Genomic DNA, 19,929 nt, shown 5'->3' on the forward strand with positions numbered 1-19,929 from the left:
GTATCCACACTGGACGAATTCCGATGGTTGCATCACGACACCTGTGTGAACGTCTGTTCGATGTTCGGGTGTGAAACACGTGTTCTGCTCAGACCGGCCCCGGAGCGGTCGATGTCGAAGTGGTTCCTCACCCCGGCCACGGCCGTTCGAGCGTGGATTTTGAAGGAGCAACGGTGACGCAGCCCGCGAGTCTCATCGACGCGAACGCGAGCTCCGCGATCAAGGCGGCGACCCTGGCGCTTCTGGTCCAGGAGCGGCTCGTCCTGACCGTGCACGCGAAGACCGGCGCCGTGCTGTCGGTCAACCAGCGGGTCGTCGAGATGGCCGATCGCCCGATCGAGGCACTGATCGGACAGCGCCTCGACGCGATCTGGTCGATCAGCAGCGTGGCCGTGGAGAAACTGCTCAGTACCGGCCGCCGTGGCGAGTTCGTCGAAGAGGTCATGCAGATCTCCGACGGCCAGGGCAAACCGCGGTGGCTGCGGCTGAACTGCGGCCCGGTCGCGACGCCGGCGAACGACCCGGAACAGGTGCTGGTCACCGCGTACGACATCACGAAGGACCGCGAGCAGATCGGGGAACTGCGCGGTCGCTACGCCGCGATCGACCGCGCGCAGGCCGTCATCGAGTTCGACCTCGACGGGGTGATCCTCACCGCCAACGAGAACTTCCTCGAGCTCACCGGCTACGCGCTGGCCGACATCGTCGGTCAGCACCACCGGATGTTCGTGCCGCCGGGCCACGCTGAGTCGGAGGAGTACGAGCGGTTCTGGGAACGGCTCCGCGCCGGTGAGGTGGAGAACGGCGAGTACAAGCGGATCGGCCGGAACGGACGCGAGGTCTGGATCCGGGCGACGTACAACCCGATCTTCGACCTGGAGGGTCGTGCCTGCAAGATCGTCAAGTACGCGATGGACGTCACCGACACCAAGCTCGTGAACGCCGAGTACGAGGGCAAGGTGAACGCGATCAGCCGCGCGCAGGCGGTGATCGAATTCGACCTCGACGGCAACGTCCTGTCCGCGAACCAGAACTTCCTCGACGTGACCGGCTACGAACTAGAGGAGATCGTCGGCCAGCACCACCGGATGTTCGTCGACGACGAGCACGCCCGGGGAAGCGCCTACCGGATGTTCTGGCAGAAGCTGGCCCACGGCGAGTTCGAGGCGGGCGAGTACAAGCGCTACGGCAAGGACGGCAAGGAGATCTGGCTGCAGGCCACCTACAACCCGATCTTCGACCTCGAAGGTCGTCCGGTGAAGGTGATCAAGTACGCGGTCGACGTCACCGCGCAGAAGCTGCGCAATGCGGAGTTCGAGGGCAAAGTCAGGGCCATCGACCGCGCGCAGGCGGTGATCGAGTTCGACCTCGACGGCGTCGTGCTCGACGCGAACAAGCTGTTCCTGGAGACCACCGGCTACAACCTGGACGAGGTGGTCGGCCAGCACCACCGGATGTTCGTCGAACCGCGCTACGCGACGACCGACGCCTACCGGTCGTTCTGGAAGCGGCTCGCGCAGGGCGAGTACGAGGCGGGCGAGTACAAGCGCGTCGGCAAGGGCGGCACGGAAATTTGGCTGCAGGCCTCCTACAACCCGATCTTCGACCAGGACAACCGGCCGCGGAAGATCGTCAAGTACGCGACCGACGTCACCGCGCAGAAGCTCCGCAACGCGGAGTTCGAGGGCAAGGTGAACGCGATCGACCGGGCCCAGGCGGTGATCGAGTTCGACCTGGAAGGCCGCGTCCTCACCGCGAACGACAACTTCCTCCGGCTCACCGGCTACCGCCGCGAGGACGTCATCGGCAGGCACCACCGGATGTTCGTCGAGCCGCAGGAAGCCAGCTCCGACACCTACACGAGCTTCTGGGAGCGGCTCGGCCGCGGCGAGTACGAGGGCGGCGAGTTCAAGCGGATCGGCCGGGACGGCACCGAGGTCTGGATCCAGGCCACGTACAACCCGATCTTCGACCTGGACGGCAAGCCGGTGAAGATCGTCAAGTTCGCGATCGACGTGACCGCCCAGAAGCTGCGCAATGCGGAGTTCGAGGGCAAGGTCAAGGCGATCGACCGGGCGCAGGCGGTGATCGAGTTCGACCTCGAGGGCACCGTGCTCGAGGCGAACGAGAACTTCCTGCGGACGATCGGCTACTCGGCGCGGGAGATCAAAGGCCAGCACCACAGCATGTTCTGCACCCCGGAATACATCACGTCCGAGGCCTACCGCGATTTCTGGCTGCGGCTGCGCAAGGGCGAGTTCATGTCCGGCCGCTTCCACCGGGTGGGCAAGTACAACCGGGACGTCTGGATCCAGGCCACGTACAACCCGATCTTCAACCTGGCGGGCGAGCCGGTGAAGGTCGTGAAGTACGCGACCGACATCACCGAGCAGGTGCAGCTGGAGCAGTTGCTGACCAACAAGACACGCGAGCTGGCCGAGACCGTCACCGCGCTGGCCGCCTCGATCGACGAGATCGTGGTCAGCGCCGGAACGGCCAGCGGCATGGCCGGTACGACCCAGGAGAACGCCGAGACCGGCTTCGAGGAGCTGCGCAAGTCGATCGAGGCGATCGACCTGATCGAGAAGTCGTCGGAGGAGATCGCGTCGATCGTCAACGTGATCGGGGAGATCGCGAGCCAGACCAACCTGCTCGCGTTCAACGCCTCGATCGAGGCGGCGCGCGCCGGCGAGCACGGTGTCGGGTTCTCGGTCGTCGCGGGCGAGGTGCGGAAGCTCGCCGAGCGGTCGTCGGACGCCGCCCGGGAGATCAGCAAGCTCATCGCGGAGTCGGCGAGCCGGGTGAGCCAGGGCTCGACGGTGTCGCGAAAAGCGCAGGAGGCGTTCACCGAGATCCTCAAGAGCGTCCGGCAGACCAGCGACTCGATCCAGCGGATCGCGTCGACGACGCAGGAACAGCAGGCCGCCTCGCACCGGGTCAGCGAGATCATCACCTCGCTCACGGCGGCCGGTGAGCGGAAGCCGGACGGTTCCCGGTGACGGTGCTGCTCGAGCGCCCGGACGCGGTGGCACAGCGAACCAGCGGTCCGGGCGGCACCGACACGACGGTCTACGGCATGTTCACGGTGGGCCCGACCCAGGTGGCCCTCCCGCTCTCCGAGCTCCGTGAGGTCATCCCGTGCCCGCCGACGTTCGCCCAGCTGCCGGCCCGCGCGGTCGGGCTGGTCGGGGCCGTGAACCTGCGTCACCTCGTCATCCCGGTGCTCGACCTCCGTGAGCTGTTCGGGCTCGAGGAGGACGGCGGCAACGACGTCATCGTCATCGTCGCGCGCGAGGGGTACATGTTCGGCCTGCTCGCGGACGAGATCCGCGGCGTCTCCCGGATCCCGGCCGACAACCTGATGGAGATGGCGGTCGGCGGTGAGGCGACACCGCTGTTCCGCGAGACGTTCGAGCAGCCCGAGGACGGGACCGTCGTCTCGGTGCTGGACTCGGCCGCGATCCTCGCGCTGCCGGGCTTCCCGGCGGTCCGTGATGCCGGGACGCCGAGCGCGGCGCTGGCCACCCTGGCTGCCGATCCGGACGCGACCGTGCGCATCGGCGACACCCGGCGCCGCGTCGTCATGCTGCTGCGCTGCGGGAACATCGGGCTGTCGATCGAGGTCAACCACGTGCACTCGGTCATCCCGAAGCTCGTCGTCCGGCCGTCGCCGCTGGTGGGGGACCGGTGCCTGGGGGTCGTGCCGCTCGGCGGGGTGTCGGTGCCGGTCGTCGATTCGCTGCAGGTGCTGGGCCTGGGGGAGCTGCCGAAACACGACACCGACCGTGGCCTCGTGCTGAGCATGCCGCGCGGGCTCGTCGTCCTCGCGGTCTCGGACGTCACGAACATCGAGTCGGTGCCGGAGACCGACGTCCTCCCGCTGCCGGCGGCCGGCATGGCCGTCAATCCGTTCCTGCAGGGAGCGTTGCTGGTCCCGGGCAAGGGACAAAACCTCGTGCTGGACGGTGAGGCGTTGCGCGCCGACGTTCAGCTGGACAACCTCGCGAACATGGGCATGCCGCTGGCGGGGGCTGCCGACGACGAGCCGCCTGCCCGGAGCGGCCGGCGGACCGACGACGCGCCGGAGGGGCGGCGGGTCGTGCCGGTCGTCAAGAAGATGCTCACGTACAACGCGGGGGTCGACGTCGCGAGCCCGCTCGTCCAGATCTCCGAGATCCTGCCGTACCCGGACGACTACATCCCGCTCGACGGAGTGGGGCGAACCATCCAGGGGGTCTTCACCCACCGGCAGTCGACCGTGCCGCTGATCTGCCTGACCACGCTGCTCGGGCGGGACGACGAGGTCGATCGCGCCACCGCACGGGTGCTGCTGGTCGACGCGGCGGGCGGGTACGTCGGGTTCATCGTCCCGGCGCTCAACGCGATCGAGGAATCGGTCTGGGAAGAGGTGGAGGACACCGAGCGCGGGGTCGGAACCGACGCGCTCAGCCGTCGCCTCGTGAAGGTGGGTACGCGGATGCTCCCGGAGATCGACCTCCAGCGCCTCGCGGCCGCCGCCTGACCGTCAGGGCGTGGGCATCTGGCGGCGGCGGGGTCCGTCGAGGGGGACGGCGTCGAGCATCTTCGTCGACCAGCTGATCGCCGACAGGTAGGCCTCGGTCGGTTCGACCGGCCCGGTCAGCGCCGCCAGCTCACCCACCGCGCCCTCCTCGTAGTGCCGGACGGCGGTGAGGATCTCGCCCAGGTCGCCGGCCCCCTCGGCCAGCGCCGACCGCACCTCCTCGGCGAGCGGCAGTTCCTCGGCCAGCGCCGCGACCGGACGTCCGACCAGGTCGGCGATGCCGGAGAGCAGGCCGATCGTGAACGCCGTGCTCCCGGGCAGGTGCTGGTACTCCGCGGTGGTCTGGCAGAGCCTGGCCCGCGTCATCGTCGTCGCCAGCTGGTCCTCGGTGGCGTCCGAGAGGTCGGTCAGCAGCATCAGCGTCACCCACTGCCGCACCTTGTCCAGCCCGAGGAACACCGCGGCCTCGTGCACCGACGAGACCCGCACGGTCAGCCCGGACGCCGCCGCGTTCGTCGCCCGCAGCAGCCGGTAGGCGAGCGTCGGGTCGAGCGCGACCCGGTCGACGACGTCGTCGTAGTTCACTTCTTCGGCGCTCAACGCCGCGAGCAACTGGAGCCGGCTGACCCGGGCGGGAGAGAGCCCGGTGGTCGACAGCGTGTGCGGCCGCCCGAGGATGTTGCCCCGGAACAGGTCGAACCCGAGCAGGAACGCGACCTGGAGCTGCTCCTCGGTCTCCAGCCGTTCGGCGATCAGCCGGAGGTGCGGATAGTCCCGGCACCGCTGGATCGTCTCGTCGACCTTGGCGGGGTCGGCGTCCCGCATATCGATCATCACGTAGCTGGCGATGTCGAGCAGCCGTTCGTGGCCGCTGCCCCAGACGAACGCGCTCAACGCGATCGTGAACCCTCGCTCGACCAGCGCGGTGGCGCCCCGCACCACCTCGTCATCGACCTCGACCGCGGGCACGATCTCCAGTGCCGCGTGGCCGGAGTCGAACGGGATCGGCAGCTCACCGACCAGGAATTCCCTGGTCACGTTGATGAAGCACGCCTTGGAGCCGACCAGCTGTTCCAGACCGAAGTCGGTGAACGCGCCGATGATCACCCGGCTGGTGGCGTACGGACCGCGACTGGTGGCCCGCGGTGCGTCCGCGGCATCGCGGAACGACAACTCGTAGGCCACCACGTCGCCGGTCTGGTCGTAGATCCCCTGTCGCCCGACGTGGACGAGCGGTGCCGACAGGTCGGTCGGCGGACGGACGAGCATGAAGGAAAGACTAGGACAAAAACTACAAAAACCCTATTACGGACGCTATGCGCGCGCCCCTTTGTGAATTCCGGCCGTTCACACCGGAGCGGGCACCGCCGGGGCGGCGTCGGTGATCGGCGGAACCTCGGTCTCGCGGGTCGGCACCAGCCACGGACCGGCCGAGCCGTGCACCGCCCGCGGCTCCGGGAACACGAACAGCAGCAGGGTGTAGAGCACCGCGGCCAGCCCCAGCGAGAGCGGCAGGCTGATGTCGACGCCGTTCGCGAGGTCGCCGAGCGGGCCGACGAACTGCCCCGGGATGTTCGTGAACAGCACCGCGACCGCTGCGGACACCAGCCACGCGGTCAGCCCGCGCCAGTTCCAGCCATGGCTGAACCAGTACCGCCCGCCGCGCTGCCGCCGGTTGAACACTTGCAGGGCGTCCGGGTCGTACCAGCCGCGCCGGGTCACGTAGCCGACGATCATCACGACCATCCACGGCGCGGTGCACGTGACGATCAGGACCGCGAACGTGCTGATGCTCTGAACCAGGTCGAACGCGAACCGGCCGAGGAAGATGAACGTGATCGAGAGCGTGCCGATCAGCAGCGTGGCCTGCACCCGGGAGAACCGCGGGAACACGCTGGAGAAGTCGAGCCCGGTGCCGTACAGCGCGGTCGTCCCGGTGGACAGGCCGCCGATCAGCGCGATCAGGCACAGCGGCAGGAAGTACCAGGTCGGTGCGATCGCCAGCAGCCCGCCGACGTAGTTCGGCGCAGCCGGGTCGACGTACTCCGCCGCCTTCGTCGCGATGATCGACGCGGTCGTGAGCCCGAACAGGAACGGGATGATCGTGGCGACCTGGGCCAGGAACGCCGCGCCGATCACCCGGCGCTTCGGCGTCTCGGCCGGGATGTACCGCGACCAGTCGCCGAGGAACGCGCCGAACGAGATCGGGTTCGAGAGCACGATCAGCGCCGCGCCGATGAAGCTCGGCACGAACAGTTCCGCGTTCGCGCCGTCGACGAAGATGCCCGGGTACGACGCGTCGAAATCGCCGGCGAACGCGATCGCTCCGAGGACGAACAGCGCGGTGGCGCCGGTGATCGCGACCTTGTTGACCAGCAGCATGAACCGGAAGCCGTAGACGCAGACCACCAGCACCAGGCCCGCGAACAGCGCGTACGCGACCGCGAACGCCGGGGTGCTCTCGGGTAGCCCCACCAGCCGGTTCGCGCCCCCGACCAGCGCGTCACCGGAGCTCCAGACCGAGATCGAGAAGAACGCGACCGCGGTGAGCAGCGAGAGGAACGAGCCGACGACGCGTCCGTGCACGCCCAGGTGGGCCGAGGACGAGACCGCGTTGTTCGTGCCGTTCGTCGGGCCGAACACGGCCATCGGCGCGAGGATGACCGCGCCCACGAGGAGCCCGAGCAGCGTCGCGGCCAGGCCCTGCCAGAACGACAGGCCGAACAGGATCGGGAACGCGCCCAGGACGCAGGTCGCGAACGTGTTCGCGCCTCCGAACGTCAGGCGGAAGAGGTCGAACGGGCTCGCGGTCCGGTCGACGTCCTGGATGCGGTCGACGCCGTACTGCTCGACCTCGGTGACTCTAGGAGGTTCGGAACGGGTGGTCTCAGCGGACATGGCGATCCTCCGGGAGGGGGTTGAGGGCGCCGGACTGGGTTTTCAGGCGAGCCGGTTGCGCGCCAGCACGGAAAGCAGTTCAAAGGCGATGTGGGACGCGGCGACACCGGTGATCTCCGCGTGGTCGTACGGCGGCGACACCTCGACCAGGTCCGCGCCGATCACGTCGAGCCCGACCAGGCCCCGCAGCGTGTTCAGGAGTTCGCGGCTGGTCAGGCCGCCTGCCTCGGGGGTACCGGTGCCCGGCGCGTGGGCCGGGTCGAGGATGTCGATGTCGACCGAGACGTAGACCGGGCCGTCCCCAAGACGCTGGCGCATCCGTGCGACGACGTCCGCGACGCTGCTCGTCTCGTAGTCGTCGGCCCGGATCACCTGGAAGCCGAGGACGCCGTCCGCGGTGAGGTCCTGCGCGGTGTAGAGCGGCCCTCGGATGCCGACGTGCAGGCAGCGCTCGGGATCCAGCAGCCCTTCCTCGGACGCCCGGCGGAACGGCGTCCCGTGAGTGGTGGGTTCGCCGAAGTAGGTGTCCCAGGTGTCCAGGTGGGCGTCGAAGTGCACGACGCCGATCGGGCCGTGGGTCGCGGCGGCCGCCCGCAGCAGCGGCAATGCGATCGTGTGGTCGCCGCCGAGCGTCAGCAGCCGGACGCCGTCGGCCGCGAACCCGCGGGCGGCGGCTTCGATCGTCGCGACCGCCTCGCCGATGTCGAACGGGTTCACCGCGAGGTCACCGGCGTCCACGACCTGTTGGACCGCGAACGGAGCGACGTCGAGCGCCGGGTTGTACGGGCGCAGCAGCTTGCTCGCGGTGCGGATGTGCCCCGGGCCGAATCGCGCGCCGGGCCGGTAGCTGACGCCGGAGTCGAACGGCACGCCGAGCACCGCGACATCCGCAGCCGGGACCTGGTCGATGCGCGGCAGCTGAGCGAACGTGGGCGGACCGGCGTAGCGCGGGATTCGCGTGTTGTCGACGGGGCCGACCGGGGGCTGCGGGGTGGACATGCGGGAACCGTAGACGTCCGGCGGTCCGGCGGATATGGACGCGTCGTACAAGTTGCCTGCGGTTCATGGACACTGGGGCCATGCCGTTCACGCTGGCCGAACTGCTCGCGACCCCGGCCCTCCGGCTCTCCCTCGCGGCGGGGGCCGGCAGTTCGTCGCTGGGCCGGCCGATCAGCGCCGCCCACGTCTCCGAACTGACCCGCCCCGGGTCCTGGCTCCAGGGTGGCGAGTTGCTGATGACCGTCGGGCTGCTGCTGCCGATGGACGCGCCGTCCTGCCGGGCCTACGTGGCGGACCTGCGCGCGGCGAACGCGTGTGCACTGGGCCTGGGGCTGGGCCGCGAGCTGCCGTACCAGGTCGCACCGGAGCCGCTGGTGGCCGCCGCGGCGGAGGCCGGCCTGCCGCTGCTCACGGTGCCGGAGGAGGTGCCGTTCATCGCGGTGACCAAGGCCGTCTTCGCCGCGCAGGCCGCGGAGGAGCGTCGGGCGCTGGAAACCGCGCTGGAGGTGCAGCGGCGGCTCACCGCCGCCGCGGCCACCGGCGGGGTGACCGGCATCCTCGACGCGTGGCACCGCGCGACCGGGTTGGCGGCGGGCGTCCTCGACCTGCTGGGGCGACCGCTGGTGACGGCCGGGGACGCGGCCGACGCACTGGTCGACGAGGCCGCCGTGGTGCTGCCGACGATGGCGCGGCACGGCTTGCGCGGCAGCGCGGTCGTCGACCTTCCCGGACGGCGGGCCAGCGTGCAGCCGGTCGGGGCGGCTCGCCTGCGGGGGTACGCGGTGGTGGCCGGGGTGCCCGGGCCGCTGCTGCCGGTGCTGGTGTCGCTGCTGTCGCTGGAGATGGAACGGCGGCACCTGGCGGGCGACCCCGAGCGCCGTCGGCGGGCCGCCGTGCTCGGCCGCCTGCTCGCGGCGGACGCCGGACGGGCAGCCGAACTGCTCGCCGGACTGGGCGTCCGCACCCGAACCCTCCGCGGCGTCGCGATCTCGACCATCCCTCCGCGGGCCGCGGAAGGCGCCGCGGGCTCGGCCGCGGAGACCGCCGCGGGAACGGCGGCGGGAACGGCCGCGGGGGCGGCGGGGGCCGGGGACCTGGCGGCGGATCTGGCGCTGGCTTTGCCGGGCGGGCTGGTGCGGGTCGCGTCCGGTGGGGCGGTCGTCGAGCTGCTCGCACCCGACGACGCCGACGTCGCCGCCCTGCTGGCCCGGTTCGCGCCCGGACGTCCGGCCGGCGTCGGCGGCGCAGTGGACCCGGGCATCGCCGCGACCAGCCTGCGGCAGGCGTCCGCGCTGCTCCCGGCGAGCGCCCGCGCGGGCCGCCCGCTGTTCGCGGACGAGGGGGTCACCAGCCGCCTGCTCTGGGAGCTGGCGCCTCCGGAGGTGCTGCGCGGGTTCGCCGACACCGTGCTCGCAGCCCTGGACGACAAGCTCGCCGACACCCTCCGCGCGTGGCTGGAGCAGAACAGCTCGCTGGAAGCGGCCGCGGCCCAGCTCGGCGTCCACCGGCACACCGTGCGCAACCGGCTGGAGAAGATCGAGCGGCTCACCGGCCGATCGCTGGCCGTCGCCGCCGACCGCCACGAACTCTGGCTCGCCCTGCGACTTCGGGACGTCGCGGTTGCCGGAGCGGCTCGTGGGGAACGCGATCCGGAGAGGAGGTAATCATGTCTGTCACCGCATTCCAGGACCTTCCGCTCGGCGACCGGGACGCGCAGTGGGACGGCGCTGCGGCCGAGAAACACGTCCGAGCCTGGGCGAACGCCGAGGACGAGCCGAACGAGAAGTACCGGAACGCGCATGTCTGGTACGACAAGGACCGCAAGGACAAGTTCACCGGCTACAAGCTGCTGATCGCCGACGTCGTCGACGGAAAGCTCGTCGCGATGCCCCGGGGTGTGATGGCGGCGGCCGCGGTGATGCAGGGCTCCCGCGGCGGCGTCGACCTGCCGAAAGAAGACATCGACCGGGTGAAGAGCCATCTCGCCAAGTACTACGCCAAACTGGATGAAACTCCTCCCTGGGAGTAGTGCAGTCATGTGTCCGATGCCGCTGCGGACGGTGCCACGCAGCATTGCCGGTGAGCGCAGTCCGGCGCTGACCCGCAGAGGAGCACCACATGCCCACGATCACCACCACCGACGGCACCGAGATCTTCTACAAGGACTGGGGCACCGGCCAGCCGGTCGTCTTCAGCCACGGCTGGCCGCTGAACGGTGACGCCTGGGACAACCAGCTCAAGCTCGTCGCCGACAACGGCCTCCGGGGCATCGCGCACGACCGCCGTGGGCACGGCCGGTCCACCCAGACCTACGTCGGCAACCACATGGACACCTACGCCGACGACCTGGCCGCGCTGATCGAGAAGCTCGACCTCCGCGACATCATCCTGGTCGGGCACTCGACCGGCGGCGGCGAGGTGGCCCGCTACCTGGGCCGGCACGGCAGCGAGCGGGTCGCCAAGGCCGTGCTGCTCGGCGCGGTGCCGCCGATCATGCTCCAGTCGGACACCAACCCCGAGGGCACGCCGCTCGAGGCCTTCGACGGCATCCGGAACGGCGTCCTGGCCGACCGGTCGCAGTTCTACAAGGACCTGAGCGTCGCCTTCTACGGCGCCAACCGCGAGGGCTCGAACATCTCGGACGGCACCCGGGAGGCGTTCTGGCTCTGGAGCATGCAGGTCGGCGTCGCCGCCGCCTACGACTGCGTCAAGCAGTTCTCGGAGTCGGACTTCCACGACGACCTGGCGAAGATCGACGTCCCGGTGCTGGTCGTGCACGGTGACGACGACCAGATCGTGCCGATCGCCGCGGCCGCGCTGAAGACCGCCGAGATCGTCAAGGACGCGACGCTGAAGGTGTACGAGGGCGCGCCGCACGGCATCGTCGGCAGCTCCTACGAGCAGCGGTTCAACGCCGACCTGCTCGCGTTCGCCAAGTCCTGACGGCTCGCGGGCACGTGGCACGACCGCGTGCCCGCGGCACCCGTCAGACGCGGAAGCGGCTCACGATCGCCTGGAGCTGGGCCGACATCCGGGCCAGCTCCTCAGCCGACTGCTGAGTGTCGGCCACGGTCGCGCTCGTGGTCTGCGCCGCCGCCGCGACGCCCGCCACGTTCGCGGCGATGCTAAGCGAACCGGTCGAGGCCTCGGCGATCGAGCGGCTCATCTCGTTCGTGGTGGCGGTCTGCTCCTCGACGGCCGAGGCGATCGTCATCTGGTAGTCGTTGATCTGCGCGATGATCCCGGAGATCTGCTCGATCGCCGCGACCGCGGAATCCGTGTCGGCCTGGATCGCCTCGACGCGCTTGGAGATGTCCTCGGTCGCCTTCGCGGTCTCCTGGGCCAGGTCTTTCACCTCGTTGGCGACGACCGCGAAGCCCTTACCGGCCTCACCGGCGCGCGCGGCCTCGATCGTGGCGTTGAGCGCCAGCAGGTTCGTCTGCTCGGCGATCGACGTGATGACCTTGACGACGTTGCCGATCTCCACCGACGACTCACCCAGCTTGGCCACCGTCGCATTCGTCGCCGACGCCGCGTCCACCGCCCGCGACGCCACCCCGGCCGCGTCGTTCGCGGACTGCGAGATCTCCCGGATCGCCGAACCCATCTCGTCCGTGCCGGCCGCGGCAGCGGACACGTTCCGCGACACCTCCTCGGACGCCGACGCCAGCACGCCGGTCTGTGCCGAGGTCTCCTGCGCGTTGCCCGCGATCGCCTCCGCCGACGCCGACAGCTGCCGCGACGAGTCGGAGAGCGTCCGGGCCGACTCCGAGAGCGCGGTGACCGTGCTGCGAACCGAGTCGGTGGCGCGGTTCACCGCTGCGGCCATCGAGCCGACCTCGTCGTTCGCGTCGACCCGCGCCTGGCGCGTCAGGTCACCGTTCGCTACCGCGTCCAGGACGTCACGGACCCTGCCGAGCCGCCGCGCGATCGTCTGGCCGATCCACAGCGCCAGGGCCACGGCCACGATCAGACCGGTCACCAGCACGATCGCGATGAGCGTCCGGGCGCCGGACGCGGTCTCGGTCGCCGACGTCGCGGCGGCCTCCGCCTGTGAGCGCTCCAGCGCGCCCAGCTCCGCGATCGCGTTGTTCATCGCGGTCTCGGCGTTGTTGAACGCGGGGACGATCGCCGCTCCGGTCGGCAGCGTGAAACCGGACGGTGGCGCGTCACCGAGGATGAACGTGTTCGCCAGCGTCTTGTAGTTCGTCCAGGCCTCTTGGAACGTAGCGACCTGGGTCTTCCACGTCTGCGACTTGTCTTCGGTGGAGGAGTAGGCCGCCAGCGCCTCGTCCAGCGACGCCTCGGCGTCCTTGGTGGTCTGCTTGTGGGCCGCCTTCTCCGCGGCCGGAATGTTGGGCAGGTTGTAGAGGAAGAAGCCGCGGAACATCGCGGCGACCGCGCTCTCCATCTCCACCAGGTTGTTCAGCCGCGAGATGTTCGTCGACTTCACGTTCTGGACCTTGTCGTCCAGCGTGCCCAGCCGAGACCAGGCGACGGCGCCGGTCACGACCGCGACCAGCGCCATCACCGCGACGGCGACCAGAATTTTCGGCCCGACGCCGAGGCTCGAAAACCCACCACGCCGTGCCTTTGTTGCCTGCGTCATCTCGGCCGCCCCCGCGTCGAAGAGATTCCTCGGTGTCATCCCATCGGCGGCGCGGTAAAGGATCTGAGTTACGACGAGTAACCGTTCAGAAACGCCCGCACGCCTTCGGTGACCGCGATCTGTGTCTCTTCGGCGCTCAGATGACCGACCGGGCGAAGGCCGCGCGGGCTCGCCTCGGCGGTGGCGAGCGCCATGAAGTGCAGCGTCGCCCGCTCGAGGTCGGGGACGACGAGCAGCCCCCGGTCGGCGAGGCGACGGAGCCGACCGGCGACCTCGGCTTCGACGCGCAGCGGCCCGGCTTCCTGCCACGCCGCGAGCACAGGCGCGGGGAAGTGGGTCGACTCGGCGACGATCTGCCGCACCATCGCGAAGTGCTCCGGGTGGTCGATCGCCTGCCGGACCAGCGCGTGCGCGACCCCGGCCAGCTCGGTCAGCACCTGGTCCGCGGTCTCGGCGTACGGCACGGCGGCCGCGCTCTCGACGAGCGTGTCAGCCACCTGGGTCGCGCTCGCCTCCAGCACCGAGGCGAACAGCTGCTCCTTGCCGCTGAAGTGCTTGTAGATCGTCCGGGTGGAGACGCCGGCCTCGGTGGCGATCGCGTCGATGCTGGCGCGCGCGTAACCGTCGCGGCCGAACACCCGGCGGGCGGCCCGGGTGATCGCGTCCCGCTTCTGCGGCTGCAGCCGCCCCAGCGGCACGGCGGACGGCGAACTCATGCGCGGAAGCCTAGACGACGGGGCGATCTGTAAAGTAAAACGAGTACTGTACTTTCTAGCAAAGGAGTTCCCATGGAGTCCGCCCCCCTTCGGATCGCCGTGATCGCCGGGAGCACCCGCCCGGATCGGAAGTCGCGCGCCGTCGCCCGCTGGGTGACCAACCGCGCGGCCGCCTCACCGGCTGACTTCGTGCTCGTCGACCTCGCCGACCATCCGCTGCCCTTCCTGGACGAGCCGTTACCGGCGATCCACGGGAGCTACGCACATCCCCACACCCGGGCGTGGGCCGCGCTGATCGACTCGTTCGACGCCTACGTTTTTGTCGTGCCGGAGTACAACCGGTCGATCCCGGCCGTGCTCAAGAACGCGCTGGACTTCCTGCACGCGGAGTGGCGGGACAAGGCCGCGGGCTTCGTCGGCTACGGCGCCGACGCCTCCGGCGCGCGGGCGGTCGAGCACCTGCGCTTGATCATGGGCGAGCTGCAGGTCGCGGATGTCCGCTCCCACGTGCTGCTCTCCGCGTTCACCGACTTTGATCGGGACGGCGCGCCACGGCCGCCGGAGCACGCCGAGGCGCAGCTCCACACGATGCTCGAGCAGCTGCTCTCCTGGGGCACGGCCCTCCGGTCGGTGCGGACCGAAACGGCGGCGGTGGCCGGATGAACGTCGCGGACGTCTCCTCGCCGGCGCGGCCGGACGCGCCGATCTCCCCGCAGGTCTGGCGGCTGGCCGGCGTCATCGCGTCCGGCGCGTTCCTGAGCGGTCTGGACGCCTCGGTCGTCAGCGTCGGGCTGGACACCCTCACTCGCGACCTCGACACCACGCTCGCCACCGCCCAGTGGGTCGCAACCGGGTACCTGATCGCGTTTGCGGCCTCGCTGCCGCTCTGCGCCTGGCTGGCCCGCCGGGCGGGAGCGGGCCGGCTCTGGCTCTGGTGCCTCGTCGCGTTCACGATGGCCTCGGCGGCGTGCGCGGCCGCACCGAACGTCGAATGGCTCATCGGCCTCCGCGTCGTGCAGGGCCTCGCGGCCGGGATGTTGATCCCGGCCGGTCAGACCGTCCTCGGCCGCGCCGTCGGCCCGCATCGGCTGGGCCGGGTGATGGCGACGCTCGGCGTCGCGGTCACGCTCGCGCCCGCGCTCGGACCGGTCGTCGGTGGCGTGGTGATCCACGTCGGTTCCTGGCCGTGGTTGTTCCTGCTTAACGTGCCGATCGGCCTCGTCGCGCTCTGGCTCGGACGGCGCTGGGTGCCGCGCGGCGAACCGGTGGATCCCGGACGCCTGGATTGGGTCGGGCTGCTGCTGGTCAGCGTCGGCTTGCCGCTCGTGGTGTACGGCTGCACCCGGTGGGGCGAGACCGGCAACGTCACCGGCGCAGGCGTGGCCGGGCCGCTGGTGGGCGGCGTCCTGGCACTGCTGGCCTACGGTGTGCACGCCGGCCGGTCCGCCAACCCGATTCTCGACCTCGGGCTGTTCCGGAACCGGATCTACCGCGCGGCGACGGTCACCGCCACGTTCACCGGCGCCGCCCTGTTCGGCGCAGGGCTGCTCTTTCCGCTCTACTACCAGCTCGGCCGCGGTGCCGGTCCGCTCGAATCCGGCCTGCTGCTGATCGCGATGAGCCTGGGCAGCGCGCTGGTCCTGCCGCTGTCCGGCCGGCTGGTGGACCGTTTCGGCGGGGGGTTGGTGAGCTTCGCCGGTGGTCTGGCGACCGTCGTCACGACGGTTCCGTTCGCGGTGATCGACGTGGACGCCGCGGAATGGCTCGTCCAGCTGCTGTTGCTCGTCCGGGGTGCGGCGCTGGCGTGCGCGGTGGTGCCGGCGATGAGCGCGGCCTTCAAAGCGGTCACGGCCGAGCAACTGCCGGACGCCACCAGCGAGGTCAACATCGTGAGCCGGGTCGGCGGCGCGCTGGGCGGAGCGATCTTTGCGATCGTGGTCGCCACCCATCTGCCGGACGGCGTCGACGCCGCGTTCCACGCGTCGTTCCGATGGCTGCTCGCCGCCTCGGTGCTGGCCACCCTGGCCGCCGCCTGGCTCCTGCTCGCCGAGCGCGGCGCCCAGCCCGAGGCCCCGGCCCCGGCGCGGGCACCGGCCCGGTAGCACTCAGTACACGTCGCGGACGTAACGCTTGTCGGCGGCCAGCTGCTTCACCCAGGCGGCGGCGTCGTCCGCGGACATCCCGCCGTGCGCGGCGACCACCTCGCGCAGCGCCAGGTCGACGTCCTTCGCCATCCGGCGGGCGTCACCGCAGACGTAGAAGTGGGCGCCGTCGCGCAGCCAGGCCCAGAGCTGAGCGCCGCGCTCCCGCATCCGGTCCTGGACGTAGACCTTGGCGCGCTGGTCGCGGGAGAACGCCAGGTCCAGCCTGGTCAGCGTGCCGTCGGCGCGCAGGTCGCCGAGTTCCTCCCGGTAGTAGTGGTCGGTCGCCTGGCGCGGCGCCCCGAAGAACAACCAGTTGGGGCCGGTGGCGCCGCGGGCGCGGCGGTCGTGCAGGAACCCGACGAACGGCGAGATCCCGGTGCCCGGCCCGACCATGATCGCCGGGGTCGCCGCGTCGGCGGGCGGCTTGAACTGCGACGCCCGCTGGACGAACACCGACACCGGAGCGTCGGGGTCGGCGTCCGCGAGGTACGTCGAGCAGACGCCCTTGCGCTCCCGTCCGGCCTCGTTGGCGAACCGGACCACGGACACCGTCGTCCGGATCACCTCCGGGTCGACCAGCGGGCTGGACGAGATCGAGTACAGCCGCGGCTGGAGCTTCGGCAGCGCGTTCACCCACTCCTGCGCGGCCGCGCCGACCTCAAAAGCACCGATGACGTCGGCGGCCTGGCGTCCCCAGGTCCACTGGGCCAGCTCGCCCTTGTTCTCCGGCCGCAGCAGCTTGCCCAGCTCGCGGTCGTGCGTCCGGTCGAGCAGGAACCGCAGCAGGCTCGGGCTGATCGCTGCGATCTCCAGGTGGTGCCGCAGCGCGGTGGCGAAGTCGACGTCACTGGTCCCGGGCAGCGTGACCGGCGTCGCCGGGTCGAGCCCGGTGAGCGTCAGCCACTCGTCGACCAGGTCCGGGCAGTTCACCGGCCAGACGCCGAGCGCGTCGCCGACCTCGTACTCCAACCCGTCGGCCGCGAACGCGAACTCGCGGACCTCGCGAACCGCGCCCGGCCGGCTCAGCAGCCGGTTGCCCACCAGCCGCGCGGTCGCCGGCGAGGCCTTCGACGGCCGCGTCACGGTCGTGACCGCGGACGGCGGTGAGAGCGGAACGGACGGTGCCGCGGCGGATTGGGCCGGGGCGGATTGGGCCGGGGCGGATTGGGTCGCGAGTGCGGCGAGCACGGCTTCCGCCCAGGCCTCCGCCGCCTCGGCGTAGTCCGGCTCGCAGTCGACGCGTCCGACCAGCTGCTCGGCTCCCAGTTCCGCGAGCCGCTCGTCCAGCCGGCGTCCGTGGCCGCAGAAGTTGTCGTAGCTGGAGTCACCGAACGCCAGCACCGCGTACCGCAGCCCCTCCAGCCGCGGCGCGTCGTCGGCGACCAGCGCGTCCCAGAACGCCCCGCCGTTGTCCGGCGCCTCACCGTCGCCGTACGTGCTGGTGACGAACAGCAGATCGGACGCTCGGCGCAGCAGCGTCGGCGAGCAGTCGGCCATCGGGAACACGGTCACCGCGCGGCCGGACTCCGAGAGCCTGCCCGCCACCGACAGCGCGTACTCCTCCGCGTTGCCGGTCTGCGAGGCCCAGAGCACCATCAGCTCCCGGGTCGCCGCGGGAGCCTCGAGAACCGCCGCCCCGCCGCGCGAGTACGCCCCGGCCAGCGCCCCGTTGATCCAGAGCGCGTTGTCCGGCGCGAACGGCGCGGTCGGCGGCAGCACTGGCACGGTGTCGCCGGGCGGGGTGGTCCGCAACCCGGTGACGAACCCGGCCAGGTAGTGTCGCTCGGCCTCGGACAGGACCGGTGGCGCCACCGCACCCAGCCCGAACACGTCGGTCAGCCCGTCGACGATGCCCGGCGGCGTCACGTCCACCTGAGTACGAGGAACCGAATCACCCACGGACGCGACCACCGTGAGCGCGACAGCGCACACCTTGAACTCGGGCTGGAACGAGATCGGGTCGACGGCGTCGTTCGTCACCGCGTTGACGCTCAGGTACTCGCCGAAGACGTCGTTCCAGTGGAACGGCGCGAAACAGCTGCCGGGAAGCACCCGGTCGGTGACGACGGCGGGCAACACGGCCCGTCCACGCCGGGACGCGACCTCGATCCGGTCGCCCTCACGCACGCCGAGCGCGTCGGCGTCCGACGGGTGGATCTCGACGAACGGCTCCGGGTTGAGCTTGGTGAGCGCCGTGACCTTGCCGGTCTTGGTGAGCGTGTGCCAGTGGTGCGGGAGCCGCCCGGTGTTGAGGACGAACGGGTAGTCGTCGTCGGGCAGCTCCGCCGGTGGCAGGTGCGGACGCGGGAAGAACGCGGCCTTCCCGCTGGCGGTGGCGAACGTCAGCTCCGAGCCGGACCGGTACCGGATCGGGTGGCGGTCGGCGTCGTCGTCCGGCGGGGCCGGCCACTGCACCGGACCGTTCCGCAGCCGCTCGTAGTCGACTCCACGCAGGTCATAGCCGGTCTGCGGGTTCCAGAACGCGGTCAGCTCGGCGAAGACCTCTTCTGCGGACGTGTACGAGAACGCTTCGCCGAACCCCATCTCGGTCGCGATCCGGGCGATCAGCTGCCAGTCCGGCAGCGCCTCGCCGGGCGCGTCCACGGCCTGCCGCGACAGCGTCAGGTTGCGCTCGGAGTTGACCATCACACCGTCCGCCTCGGCCCACATCGCGGCCGGGAGCACGACGTCGGCGTACGCGTTGGTCTCGGTGTCGGCGAACGTGTCCTGGGTGACCACGAACTCCGCGGCCTCCAGGCCCTCGATCACCGTCCGGCGGTTCGCCACCGACGCGACCGGGTTCGTGCAGATGATCCAGCACGCCTTCACGTCGCCGTCGGCCATCCGGCGGAAGAGATCAACCGTTCCCGTACCGACGGACGACGGGATCGTGTCGGCCGGGAGGTTCCACTGCTCCTCGACGAACCGGCGGTCGGCCGCGGCGAGCACCGAGCGCTGACCGGGTAGGCCAGGGCCCATGTAGCCCATCTCCCGGCCGCCCATCGCGTTCGGCTGGCCGGTCAGCGAGAACGGCCCGGCGCCGGGGCGGCAGATCGCGCCGGTGGCCAGGTGCAGGTTGACCAGCGCGTTCGTGTTCCAGGTGCCGTGGGTGCTCTGGTTGAGGCCCATCGTCCAGCAGCTCACCCAGCGGTTTCCGGCGCTCCGGATCAGCTCGGCGGCCTTCCGCAGGTCTGCTTCCGGAATGCCGGTGATCTCGGCGACCCGGGCCGGCGGGTAGTCCCGCAGCAGCGCGGGCATCGCGTCCCAGCCCTCGGTGTGCGCGGCGATGAAGTCGGTGTCCAGGCCATCCGACTCAGCCAGCAGGTACATGAGCCCATTCAGTAGCGCGAGGTCGGTCCCGGGCTTGACCTGCAGGAACAGGTCCGCCTTCGCGGCGGTTGCGGTTCGCCGGGGGTCGACGACGATCAGCTTGGCGCCCTTTTTCACCCGATCGAGCAGACGCAGGAACAGGATCGGGTGGCAGTCGGCCATGTTCGACCCGATCACCAGGAACGCGTCGGCCTCGTCGAGGTCGGAGTACGAGCCGGGCGGGCCGTCGGCGCCGAGCGAGAGTTTGTAGCCGCTCGCGGCGCTGGCCATGCAGAGCCGTGAGTTCGACTCGATCTGGTTCGTGCGGAAGTACCCCTTGGCCAGCTTGGTGGCCAGGTACTGGGCCTCGAGCGACATCTGGCCGGACACGTAGAGCGCGATCGCGTCCGGGCCGTGCTCATCGAGGATGCCCCTCAGCCGCCGGGCGGTGGTGCGGATCGCCTCGTCGACGCCGGTGGGGGCCAGCGCGGCGGCCCGGTCGTCGCGGGTGAGCGCCGTGGCGAGCCTGCCGTCCGCGGACAGCACGTCCGCGCTGGTCGAGCCCTTGGTGCAGAGCCTGCCCCGGTTCGCGGGGTGCTCCTTGTCGCCGGACGCTTTCAGCGCGCGCCGCCGCCCGTCGGCGTCGCGTCCGATCTCCAGGACGACGCCGCAGCCGACGCCGCAGTACGAGCACACGGTCTTGACGCGGTCGAGGACTTCCGACGCCACCAG

At 70.6% G+C, this 19,929-nt stretch carries 13 protein-coding genes; 7 read left to right on the forward strand and 6 right to left on the reverse strand.

From position 1 onward, the window contains the following. Nucleotides 1–173 precede the first annotated feature (173 nt). Complete coding sequence (locus BUB75_RS00310) at nt 174–2,999, forward strand: methyl-accepting chemotaxis protein (protein ID WP_218617198.1); 2,826 nt, start codon at nt 174–176, stop codon at nt 2,997–2,999. Continuing rightward, a complete protein-coding gene (locus BUB75_RS00315) occupies nt 2,996–4,522 on the forward strand; it encodes a chemotaxis protein CheW (protein ID WP_084740089.1) in 1,527 nt (508 codons plus the stop codon). The genes BUB75_RS00310 and BUB75_RS00315 overlap by 4 nt, the downstream gene beginning before the upstream one ends. Nucleotides 4,523–4,525: 3 nt before the next feature. On the opposite strand, the gene BUB75_RS00320 is transcribed toward BUB75_RS00315, so the two are convergent. The 3 genes from BUB75_RS00320 to speB all read right to left on the reverse strand — a co-directional run bounded on the left by BUB75_RS00320 (nt 4,526) and on the right by speB (nt 8,419). Then, nucleotides 4,526–5,791: an EAL and HDOD domain-containing protein gene (locus BUB75_RS00320; protein WP_073250164.1), complete on the reverse strand. Its 1,266-nt coding sequence runs from the start codon at nt 5,789–5,791 to the stop codon at nt 4,526–4,528. A gap of 78 nt (nt 5,792–5,869) precedes the next feature. Beyond that, on the reverse strand, nt 5,870–7,420 hold the full coding sequence (locus tag BUB75_RS00325) for a purine-cytosine permease family protein (RefSeq protein ID WP_073250169.1): 1,551 nt from the start codon (nt 7,418–7,420) through the stop codon (nt 5,870–5,872). A gap of 42 nt (nt 7,421–7,462) precedes the next feature. Continuing rightward, nucleotides 7,463–8,419, reverse strand: a complete 957-nt coding sequence (speB, locus tag BUB75_RS00330; RefSeq protein WP_073250173.1) for an agmatinase — start codon at nt 8,417–8,419, stop codon at nt 7,463–7,465. A gap of 65 nt (nt 8,420–8,484) precedes the next feature. Here speB and BUB75_RS00335 point away from each other — a divergent pair, with 65 nt between their 5' ends. The 3 genes from BUB75_RS00335 (at nt 8,485) to BUB75_RS00345 (ending at nt 11,362) form a co-directional block, all read left to right on the forward strand. Beyond that, entirely contained in the window at nt 8,485–10,083 is a 1,599-nt protein-coding gene (locus BUB75_RS00335) for a PucR family transcriptional regulator (protein WP_218617199.1), read from the forward strand. A gap of 2 nt (nt 10,084–10,085) precedes the next feature. Beyond that, entirely contained in the window at nt 10,086–10,448 is a 363-nt protein-coding gene (locus tag BUB75_RS00340; protein WP_073250179.1) for a hypothetical protein, read from the forward strand. Nucleotides 10,449–10,537: 89 nt separating this feature from the next. Further along, a complete protein-coding gene (locus BUB75_RS00345; RefSeq protein ID WP_073250182.1) occupies nt 10,538–11,362 on the forward strand; it encodes an alpha/beta fold hydrolase in 825 nt (274 codons plus the stop codon). Nucleotides 11,363–11,405: 43 nt separating this feature from the next. Here the strand turns inward: BUB75_RS00345 and BUB75_RS00350 are convergent, their stop codons facing one another. Together BUB75_RS00350 and BUB75_RS00355 are read right to left on the reverse strand one after the other, a co-directional pair. Continuing rightward, a complete protein-coding gene (locus tag BUB75_RS00350) occupies nt 11,406–13,028 on the reverse strand; it encodes a methyl-accepting chemotaxis protein (RefSeq protein ID WP_073252514.1) in 1,623 nt (540 codons plus the stop codon). A 68-nt stretch (nt 13,029–13,096) separates the two neighbouring features. Then, the gene (locus BUB75_RS00355; protein ID WP_073250186.1) at nt 13,097–13,744 is read right to left on the reverse strand and encodes a TetR/AcrR family transcriptional regulator; all 648 of its coding nucleotides are present in this window, start codon (nt 13,742–13,744) and stop codon (nt 13,097–13,099) included. Nucleotides 13,745–13,816: 72 nt separating this feature from the next. Between BUB75_RS00355 and BUB75_RS00360 the strand changes: the two genes are divergently transcribed. Both BUB75_RS00360 and BUB75_RS00365 read left to right on the forward strand, forming a co-directional pair. After that, complete coding sequence (locus BUB75_RS00360) at nt 13,817–14,407, forward strand: NADPH-dependent FMN reductase (RefSeq protein ID WP_073250189.1); 591 nt, start codon at nt 13,817–13,819, stop codon at nt 14,405–14,407. Next, nucleotides 14,404–15,846, forward strand: coding sequence for a DHA2 family efflux MFS transporter permease subunit (locus BUB75_RS00365; RefSeq protein WP_084740090.1), 1,443 nt, complete (start codon nt 14,404–14,406; stop codon nt 15,844–15,846). The genes BUB75_RS00360 and BUB75_RS00365 overlap by 4 nt, the downstream gene beginning before the upstream one ends. Before the next feature lie 3 nt (nt 15,847–15,849). Here BUB75_RS00365 and BUB75_RS00370 read toward each other — a convergent pair whose 3' ends face one another. Next, on the reverse strand, nt 15,850–19,929 hold the full coding sequence (locus BUB75_RS00370) for a bifunctional nitrate reductase/sulfite reductase flavoprotein subunit alpha (RefSeq protein WP_143175046.1): 4,080 nt from the start codon (nt 19,927–19,929) through the stop codon (nt 15,850–15,852).

It is taken from the genome of Cryptosporangium aurantiacum, assembly GCF_900143005.1.
GTDB classification, from domain to species: Bacteria; Actinomycetota; Actinomycetes; order Mycobacteriales; family Cryptosporangiaceae; genus Cryptosporangium; species Cryptosporangium aurantiacum.

Excerpts from the sequence above, each read along its gene's own strand:
- BUB75_RS00325 (WP_073250169.1), bottom strand. The coding sequence starts at position 7,420 with ATGTCCGCTGAGACCACCCGTTCCGAACCTCCTAGAGTCACCGAGGTC.
- speB (WP_073250173.1), bottom strand. The coding sequence starts at position 8,419 with ATGTCCACCCCGCAGCCCCCGGTCGGCCCCGTCGACAACACGCGAATC.
- BUB75_RS00340 (WP_073250179.1), top strand. The coding sequence starts at position 10,086 with ATGTCTGTCACCGCATTCCAGGACCTTCCGCTCGGCGACCGGGACGCG.
- BUB75_RS00320 (WP_073250164.1), bottom strand. The coding sequence starts at position 5,791 with ATGCTCGTCCGTCCGCCGACCGACCTGTCGGCACCGCTCGTCCACGTC.
- BUB75_RS00355 (WP_073250186.1), bottom strand. The coding sequence starts at position 13,744 with ATGAGTTCGCCGTCCGCCGTGCCGCTGGGGCGGCTGCAGCCGCAGAAG.
- BUB75_RS00345 (WP_073250182.1), top strand. The coding sequence starts at position 10,538 with ATGCCCACGATCACCACCACCGACGGCACCGAGATCTTCTACAAGGAC.
- BUB75_RS00350 (WP_073252514.1), bottom strand. The coding sequence starts at position 13,028 with ATGACGCAGGCAACAAAGGCACGGCGTGGTGGGTTTTCGAGCCTCGGC.
- BUB75_RS00360 (WP_073250189.1), top strand. The coding sequence starts at position 13,817 with ATGGAGTCCGCCCCCCTTCGGATCGCCGTGATCGCCGGGAGCACCCGC.
- BUB75_RS00365 (WP_084740090.1), top strand. The coding sequence starts at position 14,404 with ATGAACGTCGCGGACGTCTCCTCGCCGGCGCGGCCGGACGCGCCGATC.
- BUB75_RS00335 (WP_218617199.1), top strand. The coding sequence starts at position 8,485 with ATGGACACTGGGGCCATGCCGTTCACGCTGGCCGAACTGCTCGCGACC.